At 64.4% G+C, this 17,539-nt stretch carries 13 protein-coding genes and 1 pseudogene; 6 read left to right on the forward strand and 8 right to left on the reverse strand.

Annotated elements, in window-relative coordinates; genetic code table 11:
- Positions 1-276: 276 nt before the first annotated feature.
- Both AC0L24_RS30035 and AC0L24_RS30040 read left to right on the forward strand, forming a co-directional pair.
- A complete protein-coding gene (locus AC0L24_RS30035; RefSeq protein WP_127809780.1) occupies positions 277-633 on the forward strand; it encodes a hypothetical protein in 357 nt (118 codons plus the stop codon).
- Positions 634-1,488: 855 nt separating this feature from the next.
- Positions 1,489-6,480, forward strand: coding sequence for an autotransporter outer membrane beta-barrel domain-containing protein (locus AC0L24_RS30040; RefSeq protein ID WP_473564678.1), 4,992 nt, complete (start codon positions 1,489-1,491; stop codon positions 6,478-6,480).
- 309 nt (positions 6,481-6,789) lie between these two features.
- Here the strand turns inward: AC0L24_RS30040 and AC0L24_RS30045 are convergent, their stop codons facing one another.
- From AC0L24_RS30045 to AC0L24_RS30065, 5 genes are all read right to left on the reverse strand, one after another.
- Positions 6,790-7,035: a MoaD/ThiS family protein gene (locus tag AC0L24_RS30045; RefSeq protein WP_027035223.1), complete on the reverse strand. Its 246-nt coding sequence runs from the start codon at positions 7,033-7,035 to the stop codon at positions 6,790-6,792.
- A complete protein-coding gene (locus tag AC0L24_RS30050) occupies positions 7,023-9,293 on the reverse strand; it encodes a xanthine dehydrogenase family protein molybdopterin-binding subunit (RefSeq protein ID WP_473564680.1) in 2,271 nt (756 codons plus the stop codon). Before AC0L24_RS30050 ends, AC0L24_RS30045 begins: the two co-directional genes overlap by 13 nt.
- Position 9,294: 1 nt before the next feature.
- Positions 9,295-9,771, reverse strand: coding sequence for a (2Fe-2S)-binding protein (locus tag AC0L24_RS30055; RefSeq protein ID WP_013530647.1), 477 nt, complete (start codon positions 9,769-9,771; stop codon positions 9,295-9,297).
- On the reverse strand, positions 9,771-10,631 hold the full coding sequence (locus AC0L24_RS30060; protein ID WP_473564681.1) for an FAD binding domain-containing protein: 861 nt from the start codon (positions 10,629-10,631) through the stop codon (positions 9,771-9,773). Before AC0L24_RS30060 ends, AC0L24_RS30055 begins: the two co-directional genes overlap by 1 nt.
- Before the next feature lie 284 nt (positions 10,632-10,915).
- Positions 10,916-11,809 (reverse strand): LysR family transcriptional regulator, encoded by an 894-nt coding sequence (locus tag AC0L24_RS30065; RefSeq protein ID WP_473564682.1) that lies wholly within the window; start codon positions 11,807-11,809, stop codon positions 10,916-10,918.
- 102 nt (positions 11,810-11,911) lie between these two features.
- On the opposite strand from AC0L24_RS30065, the gene AC0L24_RS30070 reads away from it, so the two are divergent.
- Together AC0L24_RS30070 and AC0L24_RS30075 are read left to right on the forward strand one after the other, a co-directional pair.
- Complete coding sequence (locus AC0L24_RS30070; RefSeq protein WP_473564683.1) at positions 11,912-12,670, forward strand: SDR family oxidoreductase; 759 nt, start codon at positions 11,912-11,914, stop codon at positions 12,668-12,670.
- Between the two features lie 54 nt (positions 12,671-12,724).
- Positions 12,725-12,937 (forward strand): tautomerase family protein, encoded by a 213-nt coding sequence (locus AC0L24_RS30075; protein WP_127269408.1) that lies wholly within the window; start codon positions 12,725-12,727, stop codon positions 12,935-12,937.
- Between the two features lie 74 nt (positions 12,938-13,011).
- On the opposite strand, the pseudogene AC0L24_RS30080 reads toward AC0L24_RS30075, so the two are convergent.
- Positions 13,012-13,345 (reverse strand): annotated as a pseudogene (locus tag AC0L24_RS30080) (AMP-binding enzyme); the annotation flags it as partial.
- A gap of 103 nt (positions 13,346-13,448) precedes the next feature.
- On the opposite strand from AC0L24_RS30080, the gene AC0L24_RS30085 reads away from it, so the two are divergent.
- Positions 13,449-15,005 (forward strand): serine hydrolase, encoded by a 1,557-nt coding sequence (locus AC0L24_RS30085; RefSeq protein ID WP_128364594.1) that lies wholly within the window; start codon positions 13,449-13,451, stop codon positions 15,003-15,005.
- Between the two features lie 28 nt (positions 15,006-15,033).
- Here the strand turns inward: AC0L24_RS30085 and AC0L24_RS30090 are convergent, their stop codons facing one another.
- Complete coding sequence (locus tag AC0L24_RS30090) at positions 15,034-15,969, reverse strand: hypothetical protein (protein WP_127397102.1); 936 nt, start codon at positions 15,967-15,969, stop codon at positions 15,034-15,036.
- 165 nt (positions 15,970-16,134) lie between these two features.
- Here AC0L24_RS30090 and AC0L24_RS30095 point away from each other — a divergent pair, with 165 nt between their 5' ends.
- On the forward strand, positions 16,135-17,280 hold the full coding sequence (locus tag AC0L24_RS30095; RefSeq protein ID WP_127397103.1) for a KamA family radical SAM protein: 1,146 nt from the start codon (positions 16,135-16,137) through the stop codon (positions 17,278-17,280).
- A gap of 31 nt (positions 17,281-17,311) precedes the next feature.
- Here AC0L24_RS30095 and AC0L24_RS30100 read toward each other — a convergent pair.
- A partial coding sequence (locus tag AC0L24_RS30100) for a hypothetical protein (protein ID WP_473564684.1) occupies positions 17,312-17,539 on the reverse strand: 228 nt, incomplete at its 5' end.

Raw genomic sequence — 17,539 nt, forward strand, 5'->3', positions numbered from 1 at the left:
GGTGAGAACTCCTCAATGTGCCGCTTTGCCGGCCGGGATGTCAGCGTGGGATCAAAGTTACAACTGAACAGTCTCGCCCGTGATTTGGTTCCAGGCCCCGTGATTTGGTTCCAGGCCCCGTAATTTGGTTCCAGCCATGGGTTCGAATCCGGCTGCGGGAAGGCCGGGGAGAGGGCGAGGGGTTGCGGAGGGTGGGGAGGCGCCTGGCCGCAGCTATCGCCTTGTGGGATGAAGAGGTCTATGCAGGCCCTGCACAAGGATTAGGAGAGGCTTCGGATGAGAATCGCAATCTGCCTCGCATTGACCGCGGCAGTGGCTGGATGCGCGACATCCCCGGTCGACTATCAGGCGTCGCTTTCGCAGCAGGACCAGAAATGGGCTTCGCCGGCATGCCAGCAGGCCCGCCGGGCGGCTTCGGATTACCAGGCCCGCGAGAAGGAGCATCCGGGGTGGGGTTTCGGCGTCCTGCTTGGTCCATACTCGATGGGGCTCGTCGCAGCCATCAAGGAGCATGAGCAGAAGCAACGAAAGCTGTTCGCCCGCGAGGTGCACCTGCAATGCTCAAGCCTGCCGCTGCCGAAGGAACTGCAGGGCGATTTGAACCCTGCCGTACCGCCGACGAAGTATCCATAGCCTTGGCGGCGCCTTCCGGGCAAAAGGCGCCGGGGCTGCGGCGCGAGTGATGGAAGCCGCCGTTGGCGCGCACCAGCCCCGAGGCCGTTGAAGCGCGGCTGCAAAGCATCGGCGACGACCGAAGCTCCAACGTCTCGCGCAGCAACTGGCCAAGAACGATAGTCTCTCCGTCAAGAGCAACCTGCGCTACGTCGACAGGATCGTCAAAGGCATCGAGAGTGACTTCACCAAGGTTGATGGAGACATCCTGGTCAAGAATGACCAAGGCCGGCACCGGCTTGGCGATTTCTCGATCTCGTTCAAGGGCCAGGCAATGCTGACCTCTAAGGATACATTCGAAGCATTCGCGGGCTGAGTCCCCTCGCGGCGCCCGTCACCTCGGCAGGGAATCTCCCGGTGCTGAGGCCCTTGCAAGTGCCCGAGGGGGGCAAGGCGGATCTTGTTCGGGCGGATCGTGCTGTTCGTGACGGCGGCGTATTTGCGGATTGTGGAGGAGAGGTAGGGGGGATTTGGTGTATGGCTGCTTTGGGGCCGTGAGCCGACTGTCCGCTATTTGCATCGCCTCCCGACAAGCTGCCGTTCTCTGCAGCTTGACCGGCAGTATAAAAACGTGCGTTTCAGGTCGACACTGCTACGGGCAGACAAGAGCTGCCCAACACCACCGCAGGCTCGCGCTTCTTAATTGCTATCGCGACAAGCTAATTTAGATATATAAGATATATCTTCCATCTTCTCCCTCACATAGTTGCAGTTGCACAACATTCTTAGCGTTTTGGTAGCTCCCTGCACTATAGATGGATTGCCGCGCGACAGTAATCATGCTGCGTTCGGACATCCGGAATCGGGGGCTAAGGCATGGCGGGACGAATTCGCGCGGGCGGCGGGCTTTTGGCCGTGGCGCGCGGGCGGTTTTGGGCGGGAGCTTCCCTGGCAGCTTTGATCGTTGCCGGTGCGACCTCGCGCCAGGCGATGGCGGGCAACTACGTCGCCAACAGCGATAGCTCGCTTCGCACTGCGATCAGCGCCGCGAATGGGGACCCTGATTCCAACGCGACGATTACGCTGACCGCCAGCTTCACGGTAACATCCATTCCTCTGCCGGTGCCCACCAAGCCGCAGACGATCGACACCCAAGGGTTTACGCTGTTTGGCGCACCGGGCAGCGGCGTCGCAATCTCTGGCGCAGGCGCCGTGCGGACGCTGATGGGCACGTTCATGGGCTCGGACGGTGGCAGTTCATCAGCGGGGCTGCAGATGCGGAGTGGCGCCGCGGTGATCAATATGGGCTTGGTCCAGGGCGGAACTGGAGCTTCAGGATCTGGCGGCGCAGGCGTCGATTTTGGCGGCCCGGGCGCTGCCACGACGTTGACCAATCATGGAACCATCCGCGGCGGGCCCGCTGCGAGCGGCAGCGGCGGTATTGGCGTCTATGTTCGAAATGGCGCCGGCCAGATCATCAATACTGGCACCATCGAAGGGGGTGGCCCGGGTGGGGGCGCTATCGCGGCCAACGGCGCTGCCGTCTCGATAGATATTGTTAACAGCGGCACCATCCGGGCCGGTGCCGGTGCCGACGCGATCGGCTGGTTGCCGAGCGTCATGCCGACGACCGGCGTAATCCGTCTTGAGCTGCAGGACGGCTCGCAAATCTTCGGCAATGTGGTGGCGAACGCCACGGCGACCACCGACCGCCTTCGGCTCAGCGGAACTGGCTTCTCGATCCTGGATGGTTCGATCGGCAGCGCCGGGCAGTATCGCAACTTCGACATTTTCGAGAAGACCGGCAGTGGCACCTGGGCGCTGACGGCCGACAACACAGCCACTACCAATTGGGATATCCAGCAGGGCACGCTGCAGCTGGGCAATGGTGGCACCAGCGGCTCAATCATCGGCGACGTCGTCAACGCCGGCACGCTCGCCTTCAACCGCAGCGACGTGCTGACTTATGGCGGTGTTATCAGCGGCACGGGCACGGTCAGCCAGATCGGCAGCGGAACGACGATCCTCACCGGCGCCAACAACTATAGCGGCGGCACCACGGTCAATGCCGGCACGCTTCAAGTGGCCGCCGACGGCAATCTCGGCGCAGCCTCCGGCAATCTCAGCTTCGGCGGCGGCACGTTGCACACGACCGCCAGCTTTTCCACTGCCCGTGCTGTCCAGCTCAATGGCAATGGCGGGTTCGACACCGCCGCAGGCACGCAGCTCGACGTGACTGGCAAAGTGACCGGTGCCGGCACGTTGATCAAGAATGGTACCGGCACGCTCAACGTCACCAGCTTTTCCAACAATTACACAGGCGGCAACATCGTCAATGCGGGCACGCTCGCCGGGAACACCGTGGCCATCCGTGGCGACATCCTGAACAACGGCGCCGTCTCGTTTCTCGACCTTGGGCCCAACACCTTCGGCGGAAACATCTCCGGCTCGGGCAGCCTCGACGTCGAAGGCGTGGGCACGCTGACGCTGACCGGCACCAACACCCACGGCGGCGGCACCAAGGTCGGGGTCGGCAAAAGCGTCTCTGTCGCTTCAGACCAGAATTTGGGCACGGCGACGGGCCTGTTGGCACTCGACGGCGGCGAACTCGTCACGACGGCAAGCTTCGCCATGAGCCGCGATATCAACCTCACGTCCGGCTATGGCTTCTTCCGCACGGCGACGGGCACGACACTGACCGCCAATGGCGAGCTGAGCGGCGTGGGCGGCGTCTACAAGGAGGGCGCCGGCACCCTGGTGCTCAACGGCGACAGCACCTATTCCGGCCGCACCACCGTGGACGGCGGCAAGCTCGTGGTCGAGGGCTCGCTCGGCAACACCGAAACGACGGTCAACAGCGGCGGCACGCTGGGCGGATCCGGTTCGATCGGCGGCGCGGTGATCGTCGCCGATGGCGGCGTGCTGGCGCCGGGATCCAGCCCTGGCACGCTTACGGTCGGCTCGCTCAGCCTGAGCTCCGGTTCTGTCCTCGACTACGAGCTTGGCCAGGCCGGCATTGTCGGTGGCGGTGTCAACGACCTGATCGAGGTGACCGGCGCGCTGACGCTGGACGGCAGCCTCAACATCACCGATGTCGGCGGCTTCGGGCCCGGCGTCTACCGGCTGATCAATTATGGCGGCGCGCTCACCGACCACGGTCTCGAACTCGACAATTTGCCGGCCGGCGTCACGGCCGCCGACCTGACGGTGCAGACCTCGGTCGCCAAGCAGGTCAATCTGATCAGCAGCGTCGGCACCGATTTGTGGTTTTGGGACGGCGACGCAGCCGGCAATGCCAACAACGATCTGGTCGATGGCGGCAACGGCACCTGGACGGCGACGAGCCCAAATTGGACGACCAGCACCGGTCTGGTCAACGGAGCCATGAAACCGCAACCCGGCTTTGCCGTCTTCCAGACCCTCGGCGGCACCGTTGTCGCCGACGACAGTGCCGGTGCGCTGGAGGTCACCGGAATGCAGTTCGCCGCCGATGGCTACCGCATCGAAGGCGACCCCGTCACACTGGCCGGCGCCGGCGGCGAGAGCATCATCCGGGTCGGCGACGGGACGGTGGCTGGCGCGGGCTATACCGCGACCATCGCCTCGGTGCTGACCGGGGCGAGCGGCCTGACCAAGACCGATGCAGGCACGCTGGTGTTGTCGGGCGCCAACACCTACACGGGCGGGACCACGGTTTCGGGCGGTGTGCTTTCGGTTTCGGCCGACAACAATCTTGGCGACGCCGCCGGCGTCCTGACGCTTTCCGGCGGCACGTTGCGCAACACGGCGGTCTTCGGCTCGGCGCGCGACGTTACGCTTGCGGCCACCGGTGGCACCTTCGACACTGTGACCGACCTCACCTTGTCCGGCGCGATCTCGGGCGCCGGCAGCCTTGCCAAGACCGGCAGCGGAGCGCTGACGCTCACCGGAACGAACAGCTATGGCGGCAATACGCTGGTGAGTGCCGGCACCCTGATCGGCAATGCGGCTTCGATCCATGGCGACATCGGCAACTCCGGCACCGTCGTCTTCGACCAGACGGCCGACGCCAGCTTTGCCGGCGATATCTCCGGCACCGGCACGATGGTGAAGGACGGCGCCGGCTCGCTAACGCTTTCGGGCACCTCGCTGCTCGAGTGGACGATCGACCACGGCGGCCTCGTCTCGGCGGCCGAGCGCTTCGGCGGCGATGTCTCGGTTGGCGCGGGCGGCTCCTTCACCTTCGACCAGTCTGCCAACGCCAGCTATGCCGGCGTGCTCTCCGGCGCCGGCACTTTTGTAAAGGATGGTCCAGGCACGGCGCTACTCACCTCGAACAACTCGGCCTTCGCCGGCGCCACCTCAGTCATCGGCGGCACGCTCGCCGCGGGCGCGGCCAACGCGTTCAGCTCTTCGTCGCAGTTCTCGGTCGCGGCGGGTGCGACGCTCGATCTCGCCGGCACTTCGCAGACCATAGCCGAGCTGACCAATGCCGGGACTGTGGGTATCGCCGGCAGTCTTGGAAGCAAGCTGACCGTCAGTGGCGACTATGTCGGCAATGGCGGCAATGTTCTCATCGGCGCCGCCCTGGGTGCAGACAACTCACAGACCAACATGCTGGTTATCGCCGGGGGCACGTCAGGCACGGGTACGCTCCAAATTGTCAATCTCGGTGGCGGCGGGGCGCAGACTGTCGAAGGCATCAAGGTCGTCGATGTCGGCGGCATCTCGAATGGCAGCTTCTCGCTCAAGGGCAACTACTCCTTCGAAGGCGATCAGGCGGTGGTCGGCGGCGCCTATGCCTACCGGCTCTACCAGGGCGGAACCAGCACGCCCGGCGACGGCGACTGGTATCTGCGTTCCGCCCTGATCGATGGTGGACCCGGAACTCCGCTCTATCAGGCCGGCGCACCGCTGTACGAGGCTTATGCGGGTGCGTTGCAGACCTTCAACCAGTTGGGCACTCTGCAGCAGCGGCTCGGCAACCGGTCGTGGACCGTCGAAGCGCAAGGCGCCGACGGTGTTTCCGACGATGTGAGGGCCGAAGCCGGCATCGGCCTGTGGGGCAGGATCGAGGGCACCAGCGGCTCCTATGATCCCCAGAATTCGACGACCGCGACGAGTTACGACACTTCGACCTGGAGGCTGCAGACCGGCGCCGACATGCTGCTTTCCGACAGCGCCGCCGGTCAGCTCATCGGCGGTGTCGCTTTCCAGTACGGCACCCTGTCAGCCGACGTCTCGTCGCTATTCGGCAGCGGGTCGATCGACACCACCGGCACCGGCGTTTCAGGCTCGCTGACCTGGTATGGCGCGGAAGGGTTCTACCTCGACAGCCAGGCGCAGGTGATCTGGTATAACAGCGATCTCGACTCGGCGACCGCCGGACAGCGGCTCGTCGACGGCAACAACGGCGTCGGCTACGCGCTCGGCGTCGAAGCGGGCAAGCGTATCATGCTCGACCCGAGCTGGTCGCTGACGCCGCAAGCGCAGCTTGCCTGGTCGTCCGTCGACCTCAACGCGTTCACCGACGCCTTTGGCGCAAGGGTTACTCCCGGCAGCAACAACAGCCTGCTTGGCCGTCTCGGCCTGTCGCTCGACCACCAGTCGCAGTGGCAGGACCGGGCGGGCCGCGCCGGGCACATGAATGTCTACACCGTCGCCAACCTTTATTACGATTTCGAGGACGGCTCGTCAGTGGACCTGGCAGGAAGCAGCCTGTCAAGCAGGAATGAGCAGCTCTGGGGCGGCATCGGCATCGGTGGCACAGTCAACTGGGCCGACGACAAGTTCTCCGTCTTTGGCGAAGCTGTCGCTCGTACGGGCCTGGAAAATTCCGGCGACAGTCACGCACTGACCGGTTCGCTCGGTTTCCGGGTCAAGTGGTAGATCGGCTGCGGCCGTTAGGTCCAATGCGGGAACCTGATGCCCACATTGCATTGATGGCCAATCATCACGCAAACGCAAACGCTGGACGGTCCAGCGGCCACAGCGATCATGCTGACCAGCGCGGTGCTACAAATGCCGATCAACTTTCTGACACTCGGCTGTCATGTCAAATGTCCGCATTTGGAGGTTGGCTAGCTCAGCGTAAACGACCGGGATTGGGCGCAAAGCAGACCACCTCCCTGTCGGAACCAACAGCGCTTTCATAGAATTTACGGTGACAGTGCACTTTTTACCCTGTCAGTTGCCCGCCTACCCCCCCGCCAGTCGCGGCAGCAGAAAAATCTCCGCCCCCTCCGGCAGCTTCTTCGACCACGTATCGCGATAGATCGTCCCGTCGATGGCGACGGCGATGCCTTTGTCGATCCAGGGCTCGAGGCCGGGATACTGTTCAGCCAGCTTCCTGAACAGCTCCCTTATGTCCTTGGCCTCGATCTCGACCTTGCTGTTGCCTCCGGCGGTCGCGGCGAGCGAGCCCCAGAGCGTTACTTCGACCATTCCCGTTCCGCCTCGATCGCCGCCAGGATGCGCGGCGGCGACATCGGGATGTGCGTCATGCGCACGCCCGCTGCGTTCGACACCGCATTGGCGATCGCCGCCAGCGGCGGCACGATCGACGTCTCGCCGACACCGCGCACCCCGTAGGGATGATTGGGGTTGGGAATCTCCAGGATCTGCGTGTCGATCATCGGCAGGTCCGAGCAGACCGGGATGCGGTAGTCGAGGAAGCCGGCGTTCTGCAGCCGGCCGTCCTTGCCGTAGATATACTCCTCGTTGAGCGCCCAGCCGATGCCTTGCGCGGCACCACCCTGGTACTGTCCCTCGACATAGGTCGGGTGCACCGCCTTGCCGGCGTCCTGCACGACCGTGTAGCGGATGACCCTGGTGGCGCCGGTCTCGGGATCGACCTCGATATCGCAGATATGGGTGGCGAAGGAGACGCCGGCGCCATCGGCGACGAGCTCGCTGTGGCCGGCGATCGGTCCGCCGGTCTTGCCCGACTCGACCGCGATCTCCTTCAGCGACAGCTTGCCGAGATTGCCATGCTTCTCGCCCTTGGCGATCGCGTGGCCCTTTTCCCAGACCACGTCGTCGACGGCGATGTCCCACATCTGCGCGGCGCGCTCGCGCAGGATCTTGATCGCGTTGCGGGCGGCCGAGATCGTGGCCATGGACGAGGAGAAGGTGCCGCGGCTGCCGTCCGTCATGTCGTTGTAGCCGAGGCTGGACGTGTCGGCGACGATCGCCTTGACCTGGGCATAGTCGATGCCGAGTTCCTCCGCCGCCACCAGCGACAGCGAGGCGCGCGAGCCACCGACATCGACCGTGCCGACGGCCAGCGAGACCGAGCCGTCCATGCCGATGTTGAGGTCGGTGCAGGTCTGGCCGCCGAAATTGAACCAGAAACCGCAAGCCATGCCACGCCCCTGGTTCTTGCCCAGCGGCGCCTTCATGTGCGGATGGCTCTTCACGGCCTCCAGCGTCGGGCCGATGCCGATCGGTCCGTAGACCGGGCCGTAGGAGGACCGTGTGCCTTCCTGCGCGGCGTTCCTGATGCGGAAGTCGACCGGATCCATGCCGATCTTCTTGGCCAGCTCGTCGACAGCACTTTCCACCGCAAACGCCGCCATCGGCGCCGAGGGCGCGCGATAGGCCGCGGTCTTCGGCCGGTTGACCAGCACTTCGTAGCCGACCGTCTTGACGTTATCGAGCTTGTAGCAGGCAAACGCCGTCATCGCACCGATCTCGGCCCAGGAGCCGGCATACGGGCCGCAGCTGTAGCGCAGCGTCGCTTCGGCGGCGGTGATCGTGCCGTCCTTGCGGGCGCCGATCTTGACGTCGATCGAGGTGGCGCTGGTCGGGCCCGAGGCGCGGAACACCTCGTCGCGGGTCATCACCAGCTTCACCGGCCGTCCGGCCTTGCGCGACAGCGCCAGCGCCACCGGCTCGGCCCAGACATGGGTCTTGCCGCCGAAACCGCCGCCGATCTCCGAGGAGGTGACGCGCAGTTTCGAGGCTTCCATGCCAAGCAGCTGGGCGCAGTGCTGGCGGTAGACGAAATGGCCTTGCGTGCACACCCAGAGGTCGGCGGTGCCGTCGGAGCTGAAATTCGCCACGCAGGCATGCGGCTCGATATAGCCCTGGTGCGTCTGCTCGGTCTTGAAGGAACGCTCGACGATAAAGTCGGCCTGCCCGAAACCCTGATGGACATCGCCATGGCCAAACTGGCTGCGCTTGGTGACGTTGGAGGGTTTTACCGGCTTTTCCTCGAGGCCCTCGGTGAAGATGGCATCGTTGATCAAGGGCGCCGTGTGCTTCGCCGCCTCGTCGACATCGGTGACATGCGGCAAAAGCTCGTATTCAATCTCGATGAGCTTCAGCGCCTGCCTGGCGGTGCGGGCGTCGATCGCGGCGACCGCGGCCACCGCGTGGCCGTCATAGAGCGCTTTCGTGCGCGCCATGCAATTGTCGAGGACGTCGTACATGGCGGCATCGCCATCGGTGAGATCGGGCAGGTCGGCCGCGGTGATCACCGCCTTGACGCCGGCGAGCTTTTCCGCCTTGGACGTGTCGATCTTGACGATCCTGGCGTGGGCGTGCGGGCTTCTCAGAACACGCCCGACCAGCTGGCCGGCCATGTTGAAGTCGGCGCCGTAGCGCGCGCGGCCCGTCACCTTGTCGATGCCGTCGGGACGGATCGGACGCGTGCCGACGGAGGCGAATTTACGTCCGGAAAAACGTGGATCGAAATTCATCTCAGGCTCCCTTCATCACGATGGCCGCGTCCTGGACGGCGCGCACGATCTTGTCGTAGCCGGTGCAGCGGCAGAGGTTCCCGGCGAGGCCGAAGCGGATTTCCTCCTCGGTCGGGTCGGGGTTCTTGGCCAGGAGGTCCTTGGCCGCGATCAGGAAGCCCGGCGTGCAGATGCCGCATTGCAGCGCCGCGTGCTCGAGGAACTTCTGCTGCAGCGGATGCAGCGTATCGCCATGGGCCATGCCCTCGATAGTCTCGACGCGGCGGCCTTCAGCCTCGGCGCCGAGCACCAGGCATGAGCACACCAGCCGATCGTCGAGGATGATGCTGCAGGCGCCGCAGTCGCCGGTGCCGCAGCCTTCCTTGGCGCCCGTCAGCCCCAGCCGGTCGCGCAGGACGTCGAGCAGCGTCTCGTCCGGCTGGCAAAGATACTCGACAGCGTCGCCGTTGATTGTCGTTGAAACTGCTATACCAGCCATCATTTGCCTCCTGCACGTGCATAGGCTGATGTGGCGGCCCGCTGGGCCAGCACACCCGCAACTTTTCGTCTGAATTCGATGGTGCCGCGCTTGTCGTCGATGGGACGGCAAGCCCCCGCGCAGACCTTGGCGAGCCGCTCCAGCGTCGCCTCGTCCAGCCTGGAGCCGACGAGCACCTCCGCCGCCTCTTCGACCAGAAGCACCGTCGCCGCCACGGCGCCCAGCGCCACGCGGGCCGATTTGACGACACCGTGCTCGTCGAGCGTCAGGTTCACGCCGGCACTGACCACCGCGATGTCCATCTCGGTGCGTGGAATGAAACGCAGATAGGCATCGCCAGAGCGCGGCTCGCGCTTGTCGAGCAGGATCGCCTCGATGATCTCGCCTTTGGCCAGCGACGTCTTGCCCGGCGCGGTCGGCACGCTCTGCACGGGAATCGTGCGCCGGCCCGCCGGCCCGACGACCACTGCCCTGGCGCCGGCGGCAACCAGCGCCGGCACGCTATCGGCGGCCGGCGAGGCGTTGCAGAGATTGCCCACGATGGTGCAGCGTCCCTGCACCTGCTTCGAGCCGATCAGCTTGGCCGCCTCGACGACACCAGGCCATGCCTTCTTGAGGGCGGTGTTCTCTCCCAGGACGGCGCAGGGAACCGCGGCGCCGATGCTGAAGCCTTCAGCCGTTTCCCGGATCTCGCTCAAGCCATCGATCGCCTTGATGTCGACGATCAGCTCTGGTTCGGCAAAGCCGCCCTTCATCCTGACCAGGAGGTCGCTGCCTCCCGCGAGGATGGCGGCCGTACCAGCCGACCCGGCCAAGTGGCCAACGGCATCTTCTATTGAAAGCGGACGTATGTAGCGCATCGTCTCCCCTTGGTCATCGCGATTTCAGCGACCGTTATAAACAGTCTCCTCATAATGGCTATCCGGTTCCTCAACTGCGGCGATTAGGCCAGGCGCCGCAATATCCAGTCCAACAGACGGAAAGTGGCGCGCTGAATGGCAGCAACCGACTTTGGGATGATTTTCGTGAAACTTCGGCTATGGATCAAGTGCGCTCATTCGCCCTTGTCCGCCTTTGGACCGGAACGGCCTCAGCCCGTGAGGCGCTTTCCCGGGAAACTGTTCACATTTTTCATGGAATTGCCCTAGAGATCGGCCTCGGCGAAGATGCGCGAGGCCCAGTCGAGGAAGACGCGCAGGCGTGGCGAGAGCTGACGGTTCTGCGGGTAGAGCGCCGACAGCGGCGTCGGCGATGGCGGATAGTCGGCCAGCACCTCGACGAGCGTCCTATCCGCCAGATCCTTTTCGAAGCGATAGCGCGGCGCCTGGATGAGGCCGAGGCCAAGCCGCGCCAGATCGGCGGCGGTGTCGGAATTGTTGGCGGCGACGCGGCCTGGCAGCCGCACCTCACGGATACTGCCGGCGACGGTGAATTCGAACGGAAGGGTCTCGCCGGTGCGCGACGAGACGAAGCCCACCGCCTGGTGACCGTCGAGCGCATCGGGGGAGACGGGCGTGCCGTGGCGTTCGAGATAGGCAGGGCTGGCGCAAGTGATCTCGCGGATGACAGCCAGCCGCCGCATGATCATGCCGCTGTCGGGTAGCTCGCCGACGCGGATCACACAGTCGACGCCTTCACGCACGAGATCGACCAGCCGGTCGCTTTGGCCGATCTGCAGGTCGATCCTGGCATAGCGGGCGAGGAATTCCGGCAGGCGCGGCAACAGGAATGTGCGGGTGAGCAGCGTGCTGGCGTCGATGCGCAGCAGGCCGAAAGGCTCGGCATTGCGAAAGGCGGCTTCGGCATCCTCGATTTCGGCCAGGATCGACAGGCAGCGCCGATAGTAGGCTTCGCCGTCCTGGGTGGCGTTCACCTGCCGTGTCGTTCGTTCCAGAAGCCGCGCGCCGAGATGCTCTTCCAGCCGCCGGATCGATTCCGTCGCGGTTGAGCGCGGCAGGCCGAGATCGGCCGCGGCAGCGGTGAAGCTGCGCCGCTCCAGAACGCGAACGAAGAGCCGCATCGTGTCCAGTCGATCCATGGCTTTTGTTCGCAATTTCCGAATAGTGATGTCAATAGGCAGCCGATTATCCGGGAAGTGGCCCGGCCTATATCCGTGTCACCAACACACGGAGAGACTTCCATGACATCCAATCAAACTAGTACGGGTGGCCAAACCAGAACCGCGATCGTGACCGGCGCCTCCAAAGGCATCGGCGCCGCCATCGCACGACGGCTCGCCCGCGACGGCGTTGCTGTCGTCATCAATTATGCACGGGGCCGCGCCGAGGCCGAAGAACTGGTCCGCAGCATCGAAGCCGGCGTCGGCAAGGCGATCGCCGTTCAGGCCGATATCGCCGATCCGAACGGTATCGCTGCACTGTTCGACGCCGGCGAGAAGGCGTTCGGCGGCATCGACATCCTCGTCAACAATGCCGGCGTCATGAAGACGTCGCCGATGGCGCAGACCGACGATGCTTCGTTCGACACGCAGATCGCGATCAATCTCGGCGGGGTGTTCCGCGGCATGCGGGAAGGTGCGCGCCGGCTTCGCGACGGCGGCCGCATCGTCAATTTTTCCAGCAGCGTCGTCGGCCTCTACCAGCCAGGCTACGGCGTCTACGCCGCCACCAAGGCGGGTGTCGAGGCGATGACCCACATCCTGGCCAAGGAGCTTGGCGCGCGCCGTGTCACCGTCAACGCGGTGGCGCCCGGACCGATCGAGACCGCGCTGTTCACGGACGGCAAGAGCGAGGCGCAGATCGAGGCCATCGGCAAGATGATCCCGCTCGGCCGGCTTGGCCAGCCCGACGACATTGCCCGGCTGGTCTCGTTCCTGGCCGGACCGGACAGCTTCTGGGTCAACGGACAAATCATCCGCGCCAATGGTGGCGTCGTCTGAGCCGTCGCCGACCGCTCAACCCCGAACCTGAAATTCCACAGAAAGGAAAAGATCATGCCATTCGCCAACATCAAGTTACCGCAAGCGGCGCTCTCCAGGGCGCAGAAGGAAGACCTCATCCATCGAACGACAGCCATGTTCGTCGACTTTTTCGGCGAGGGTGTGCGCCCCTTCACGATGGTGCTGGTCGAGGAGGTCGCCGACGGCGGCTATGGCCGGGCCGACGAAGTGTTCGTCGTGCCGGAAGTTTTTCGCGCAAAGGAGTAGTGCCGGGCCGTTCCCGGGGGAGCCACGGGTCTCGCCCGTCCTTCGGGACCTCCCAAGTGGGGAGATCGGCAGCGTCACCCCTTCCGCTTCTCCACCTCGGCCTTCCTCAGCAGGAACCGCTGAATTTTGCCGCTGGGTGTCTTCGGCAACTCGCTGACGAACTCGACCTCGCGCGGATAGGCGTGAGCCGAGAGGCGCTTGCGGACATGCTGCGCCAGTTCCTCGGCCAGCGCCTCGCTGCCTTGAAAGGCGGGCGCCAGAACGACGAAGGCCTTGACGATTTCGGTGCGCTGCGGGTCGGGCACCCCGACGACGGCTGCCTCGTTGACCGCCGAATGTTCGATCAGCGCGCTTTCGACGTCGATGCGGTAGCCCGGCAGAGGCGATGACGTCGTCGGCGCGGCCGATCAGGAGATCGACCGTCCGGTTGCGCGAATGGCCCGAGAAGGGCTGGCCTCACCCGTGCGGGCCTGTATCATGGCCTTGTGAATGCTTGGGAGGAGGCTTGTGCATGCGGCTGAATCGGAATCTCTGTCAGTGGAGGGTTTGGGTCTTCATCGCCGCAATGGCGCTTTGGCCGCGCACGGCGCCGGCCGATACCCTCACGCCGGAGCGCATCACTGCTGCCCTGTCGAAGCTCGAAGCGCTTGCCGAAGCCGCCGTAGCGGACGGTGCTGTACCCGGTCTCGCCATCGGCGTCGTGCGCGATGACGAGGTGATCTTCCTCAAGGGTTTTGGGCATCGCGAGGCCGGCAAGCCAGAGACCGTCGACGCCGACACGGTGTTCCAGATCGCCTCCCTTTCCAAACCGGTTTCCGCCACCGTCGTGGCGGCGTTGGTTAGCGACAGGATCGTGTCCTGGGATTCGAAGATCGCCGATCTCGATCCGGCCTTCCGGTTGGCTGATCCTTATCCGGCAAGCCAACTCACCGTCCGCGACCTGTTTTCGCATCGCAGCGGGCTTCCGGGCACCGCCGGAGACGACCTCGAGGACATTGGCTACGACCGCGTCGCGATACTGCATCGCCTGCGGTTCGTGCCACCATCGTCGAGCTTTCGCGCCGGGTATGCCTACAGCAATTTCGGATTGACAGAGGGTGCCGTGGCAGCCGCGACACCGACAGGAAAGCCCTGGGAGGAGGTCGCCGAGGAGAAGCTCTACCGTCCGCTTGGCATGGCCTCGACCAGTTCCCGTCATTCGGACTTCGTCAAGCAAACCAACCGCGCCGCGCTTCACGTCAAGGTTGATGGCGCCTGGGCCGCGAGGATAGAGCGCAATCCGGATGCGCAGGCGCCCGCCGGCGGCGTCAGCTCTACGGCACGTGACCTCTCGCAATGGGTGCGCCTCATCCTCGGCAACGGCGTTTATGCAGGCAAGACACTGATTGCCGCCGATGCGCTAAGCCAGACGCATGTTCCGCTGATAGCGCGCGGCAACAACCCCGTCTCCGGCGGCGCATCGTTCTACGGCCTCGGCTGGAATGTCGAATTCGGCCGACACGGCCTGAGCTGGGGCCACGCCGGCGCCTTCAGCGTCGGCGCACGTACCCTGGTGACAGTCTTCCCAAAGGAGAAGCTGGGCATCGTCATCGTCGCCAACGCCTTTCCGACTGGCCTGCCGGAGGGATTGTCCGACAGCTTCGCCGATCTCGTCTTCGACGGTAACGTCGAGAAGGACTGGGTCAAGGCGTGGAATGATATCTATGCGGGCCTGTTCGGTCCGGCGGTCGCGGCGGCCAAGGCCGCCTATGCCGCGCCGCCGTCTCCGCCACGGCCAGCCGCGCCGGGCAGTGTCTATGCCGGCCGGTACGCCAACGACTTCATCGGCGACGCGATTGTGTCGGAAGCGGGAGACCACCTTGTGCTCAGGGTAGGCCCGGCCGCCGGCCGGTCCTACTCATTGAGGCATTTCGACGGTGACCTTTTCCTGACCTTCCCCGACGCGGAGACGCCGGATAGCCCCTCGGGTGTAAGTTTTGTGGTCGGCGCTGACGACAAGGCGTCGGCCATGACCGTAGGTTTTCTCGACGACAATCATCTCGGCACGCTGCAACGTGTGGGGGACTGACTTCCAAATCGAAGGGTGCCGCCGGGAGTCAGGATGCGGGGCCGTATCGGAGCAGTTTGAAGCAATCGCCGTTGCCCGATTTCGTCTGCGCCAGCAAGGGCTTCGACCTGTCTATCCATTCCTGATGTGACCTCGCATCGGCTTCGATCGCGTCGACCGGTGCAAGACTGACAAAGCTGCGTCCGTGGCTGAGAAGCCAGCACGCGCGGCCAAGAAATCGCCTGCTGCGCTGGCGCAAGAGGTCAGCATCGTAGAAGATGTCGAGCACCTCGTGCTTGATCTTGCGCTCCGTTTCAGGATTGGCGATCGCAACCTCGATCGGCTCGCCGCCGATCGCATCCTGCAGGTCCTTGTAGTCGAGGGTGAGTTGGGTGATGGCATATTTGATCTCGCTCTCGTCGCGCACGATGTCGAACCATAGCGTCGGATCGAGCTCGTTGACGACGAACGACGACTCGAAATCGCGCGACAGGTTGAGGATGTCGAAGTCCCGGATGTCGACGTCGCGCTCAACCAGCAGGATTTCGCGGATCTGCTTGCCAAGCTCCGCTCCCTGCGCGCCGATGGCGGCGTTGGTTCCACCAAGTTCGGGACTAATATAGGCCCCGCCGTCATCCAGCAGCGCGTCGAATTCGCCAAGTGACTCGACGAGGGGAGCGCCGCGAGCGATGCGCGCCGCCAGCTTGGCTAGAACCTGCTGAAGATCCGCTTCGCGTCTGCGCTGGTCTTGGTAATTCTGCTGGAAAAAGAAGATGAACAGCGACACGCCGATGCCGATCAGGATCACGCCCAACTGCGAGAAGATGTTGCGGTGGTATTCCAGCAGCTTTTCGCGATGGCGCACGTCGTCGCGCACACTGTGGGCGACGCGCAGATTGACGATCAGCGACAGGATGAGCAGCCCAGTACCGACGAGGATGAGGCCGCCGATGAGCAGGTAACCATGGCCTGTGCTGAAGTCCATTCGTTTTCCCTGAAGCCCAGACTGCGCAGAATAGTGCCATTTTGGCTAAATACCTACGGATTTGCAGGCGGTTGATTTGATGGCGGCGACCACCCCAGAAGGTTGACCCGCATGGCCATCCGGCCGATAGCTCCGCCAGAAACTGCCCCCCCCCCGAGAACCCTGATGACTTCAGATACCAACCTCCACAATGCACGCGCCGCCGATCCCGACACCGCCTGGCAGGCGGACGTCCGCGCCGGCGTGCGCCACGTGCGCGACCTGGCGTCCCTCCCGTTGTCCCCAGCCGAGCGCGCAGCCGCCCAGGCCGCGGCGGTGAACCACAAGGTGCGCGCGCCCAAAGCCTATCTCGACCTGATCGACTGGAACGACCCGGCCGATCCGATCCGGGCGCAGGTCATCCCCTCTCCGCAAGAACTGGAGGAGGTGGAAGGCGAGCTCGACGATCCGATCGCCGACCATGACTTCAGCCCGGTGCCGCGATTGACGCACCGCCATGCCGACCGGGTGCTGCTGTTCCCGACCTATCAATGCGCGGTCTATTGCCGGTTCTGCTTCCGCAAGGAATCGCTGACCTCGATCGGTCGTGGCTATACGCATGAGGCGCTGGAGCCGGCGCTGGCCTATATCGCGGACCACCCCGAAATCCGCGAGGTGATCCTGACCGGCGGCGATCCGCTGTCGCTGCCCGACAAGGCGCTGGCCGAAATCTTCGCGCGCATAGAAGCGATCCCCCATGTACGGCTGCTGCGCATCCATACGCGCGTGCCGGTGGTGCTGCCGTCGCGCATTACATCAGGGCTCGTCGCGGCGCTGCAGGGCCGGCTGATGGTCACTGTCGTCACCCATTTCAATCACGCGCGTGAAATCACCGGCGCCACCGAGGTGGCCTGCCGCACGCTTCGGCAAGCCGGGTTCGTGCTGCTCAACCAGAGCGTTTTGCTCAAGGGTGTCAACGACAGCATCGAGGCGCTGGAGGAGCTCTGCCGCGAGCTGATGTACCGCCTCGGCGTCAAACCCTACTACCTGCACCATGGCGACCTCGCGCGCGGCATGGCGCACCGGCGCACGACGATCGCGCAGGGACAGGCGCTGACTGAAGCGCTGCGGGCGCGGCTGTCGGGCATCTGCAACCCCGTCTATGTGCTCGACCTGCCGGAAGGCGGCGGCAAGGTGCCGATCGGGCCCTGTCATGTCGAGGGCAGGCAGGGGGAGAGCTGGCGGCTGCGCGGGCTCGATGGCGAAGTGCGGGAATATAGGGAGATCGTTGGCGTGCAAGAGGAACAGTCTTCGAAGATTCCAGGCTCGTGACGCCAGGATCCACCCGGATAATCCTACAGCGTCACAGCGACCGTTCATAATGGCCAGCGTCTGCGCCGCCCCTCACCTGCCTGCCGGCATCCTCTCCCCGTATAGTGACGGGGAGAGGGGTGCTGTCATCGGCGATTTCGCCAATCTCCAGCGTTGCGGGAAGAATGCCGGCGTCGCGGCCAGTGTCCAGCCGATAGATGGGTAACAGTTTGAACCGGATACATAGGTAACAGTTTTCCCCCTTATGATGGGTTCGCGG

It is taken from the genome of Mesorhizobium sp. WSM4809 (assembly GCF_055811655.1).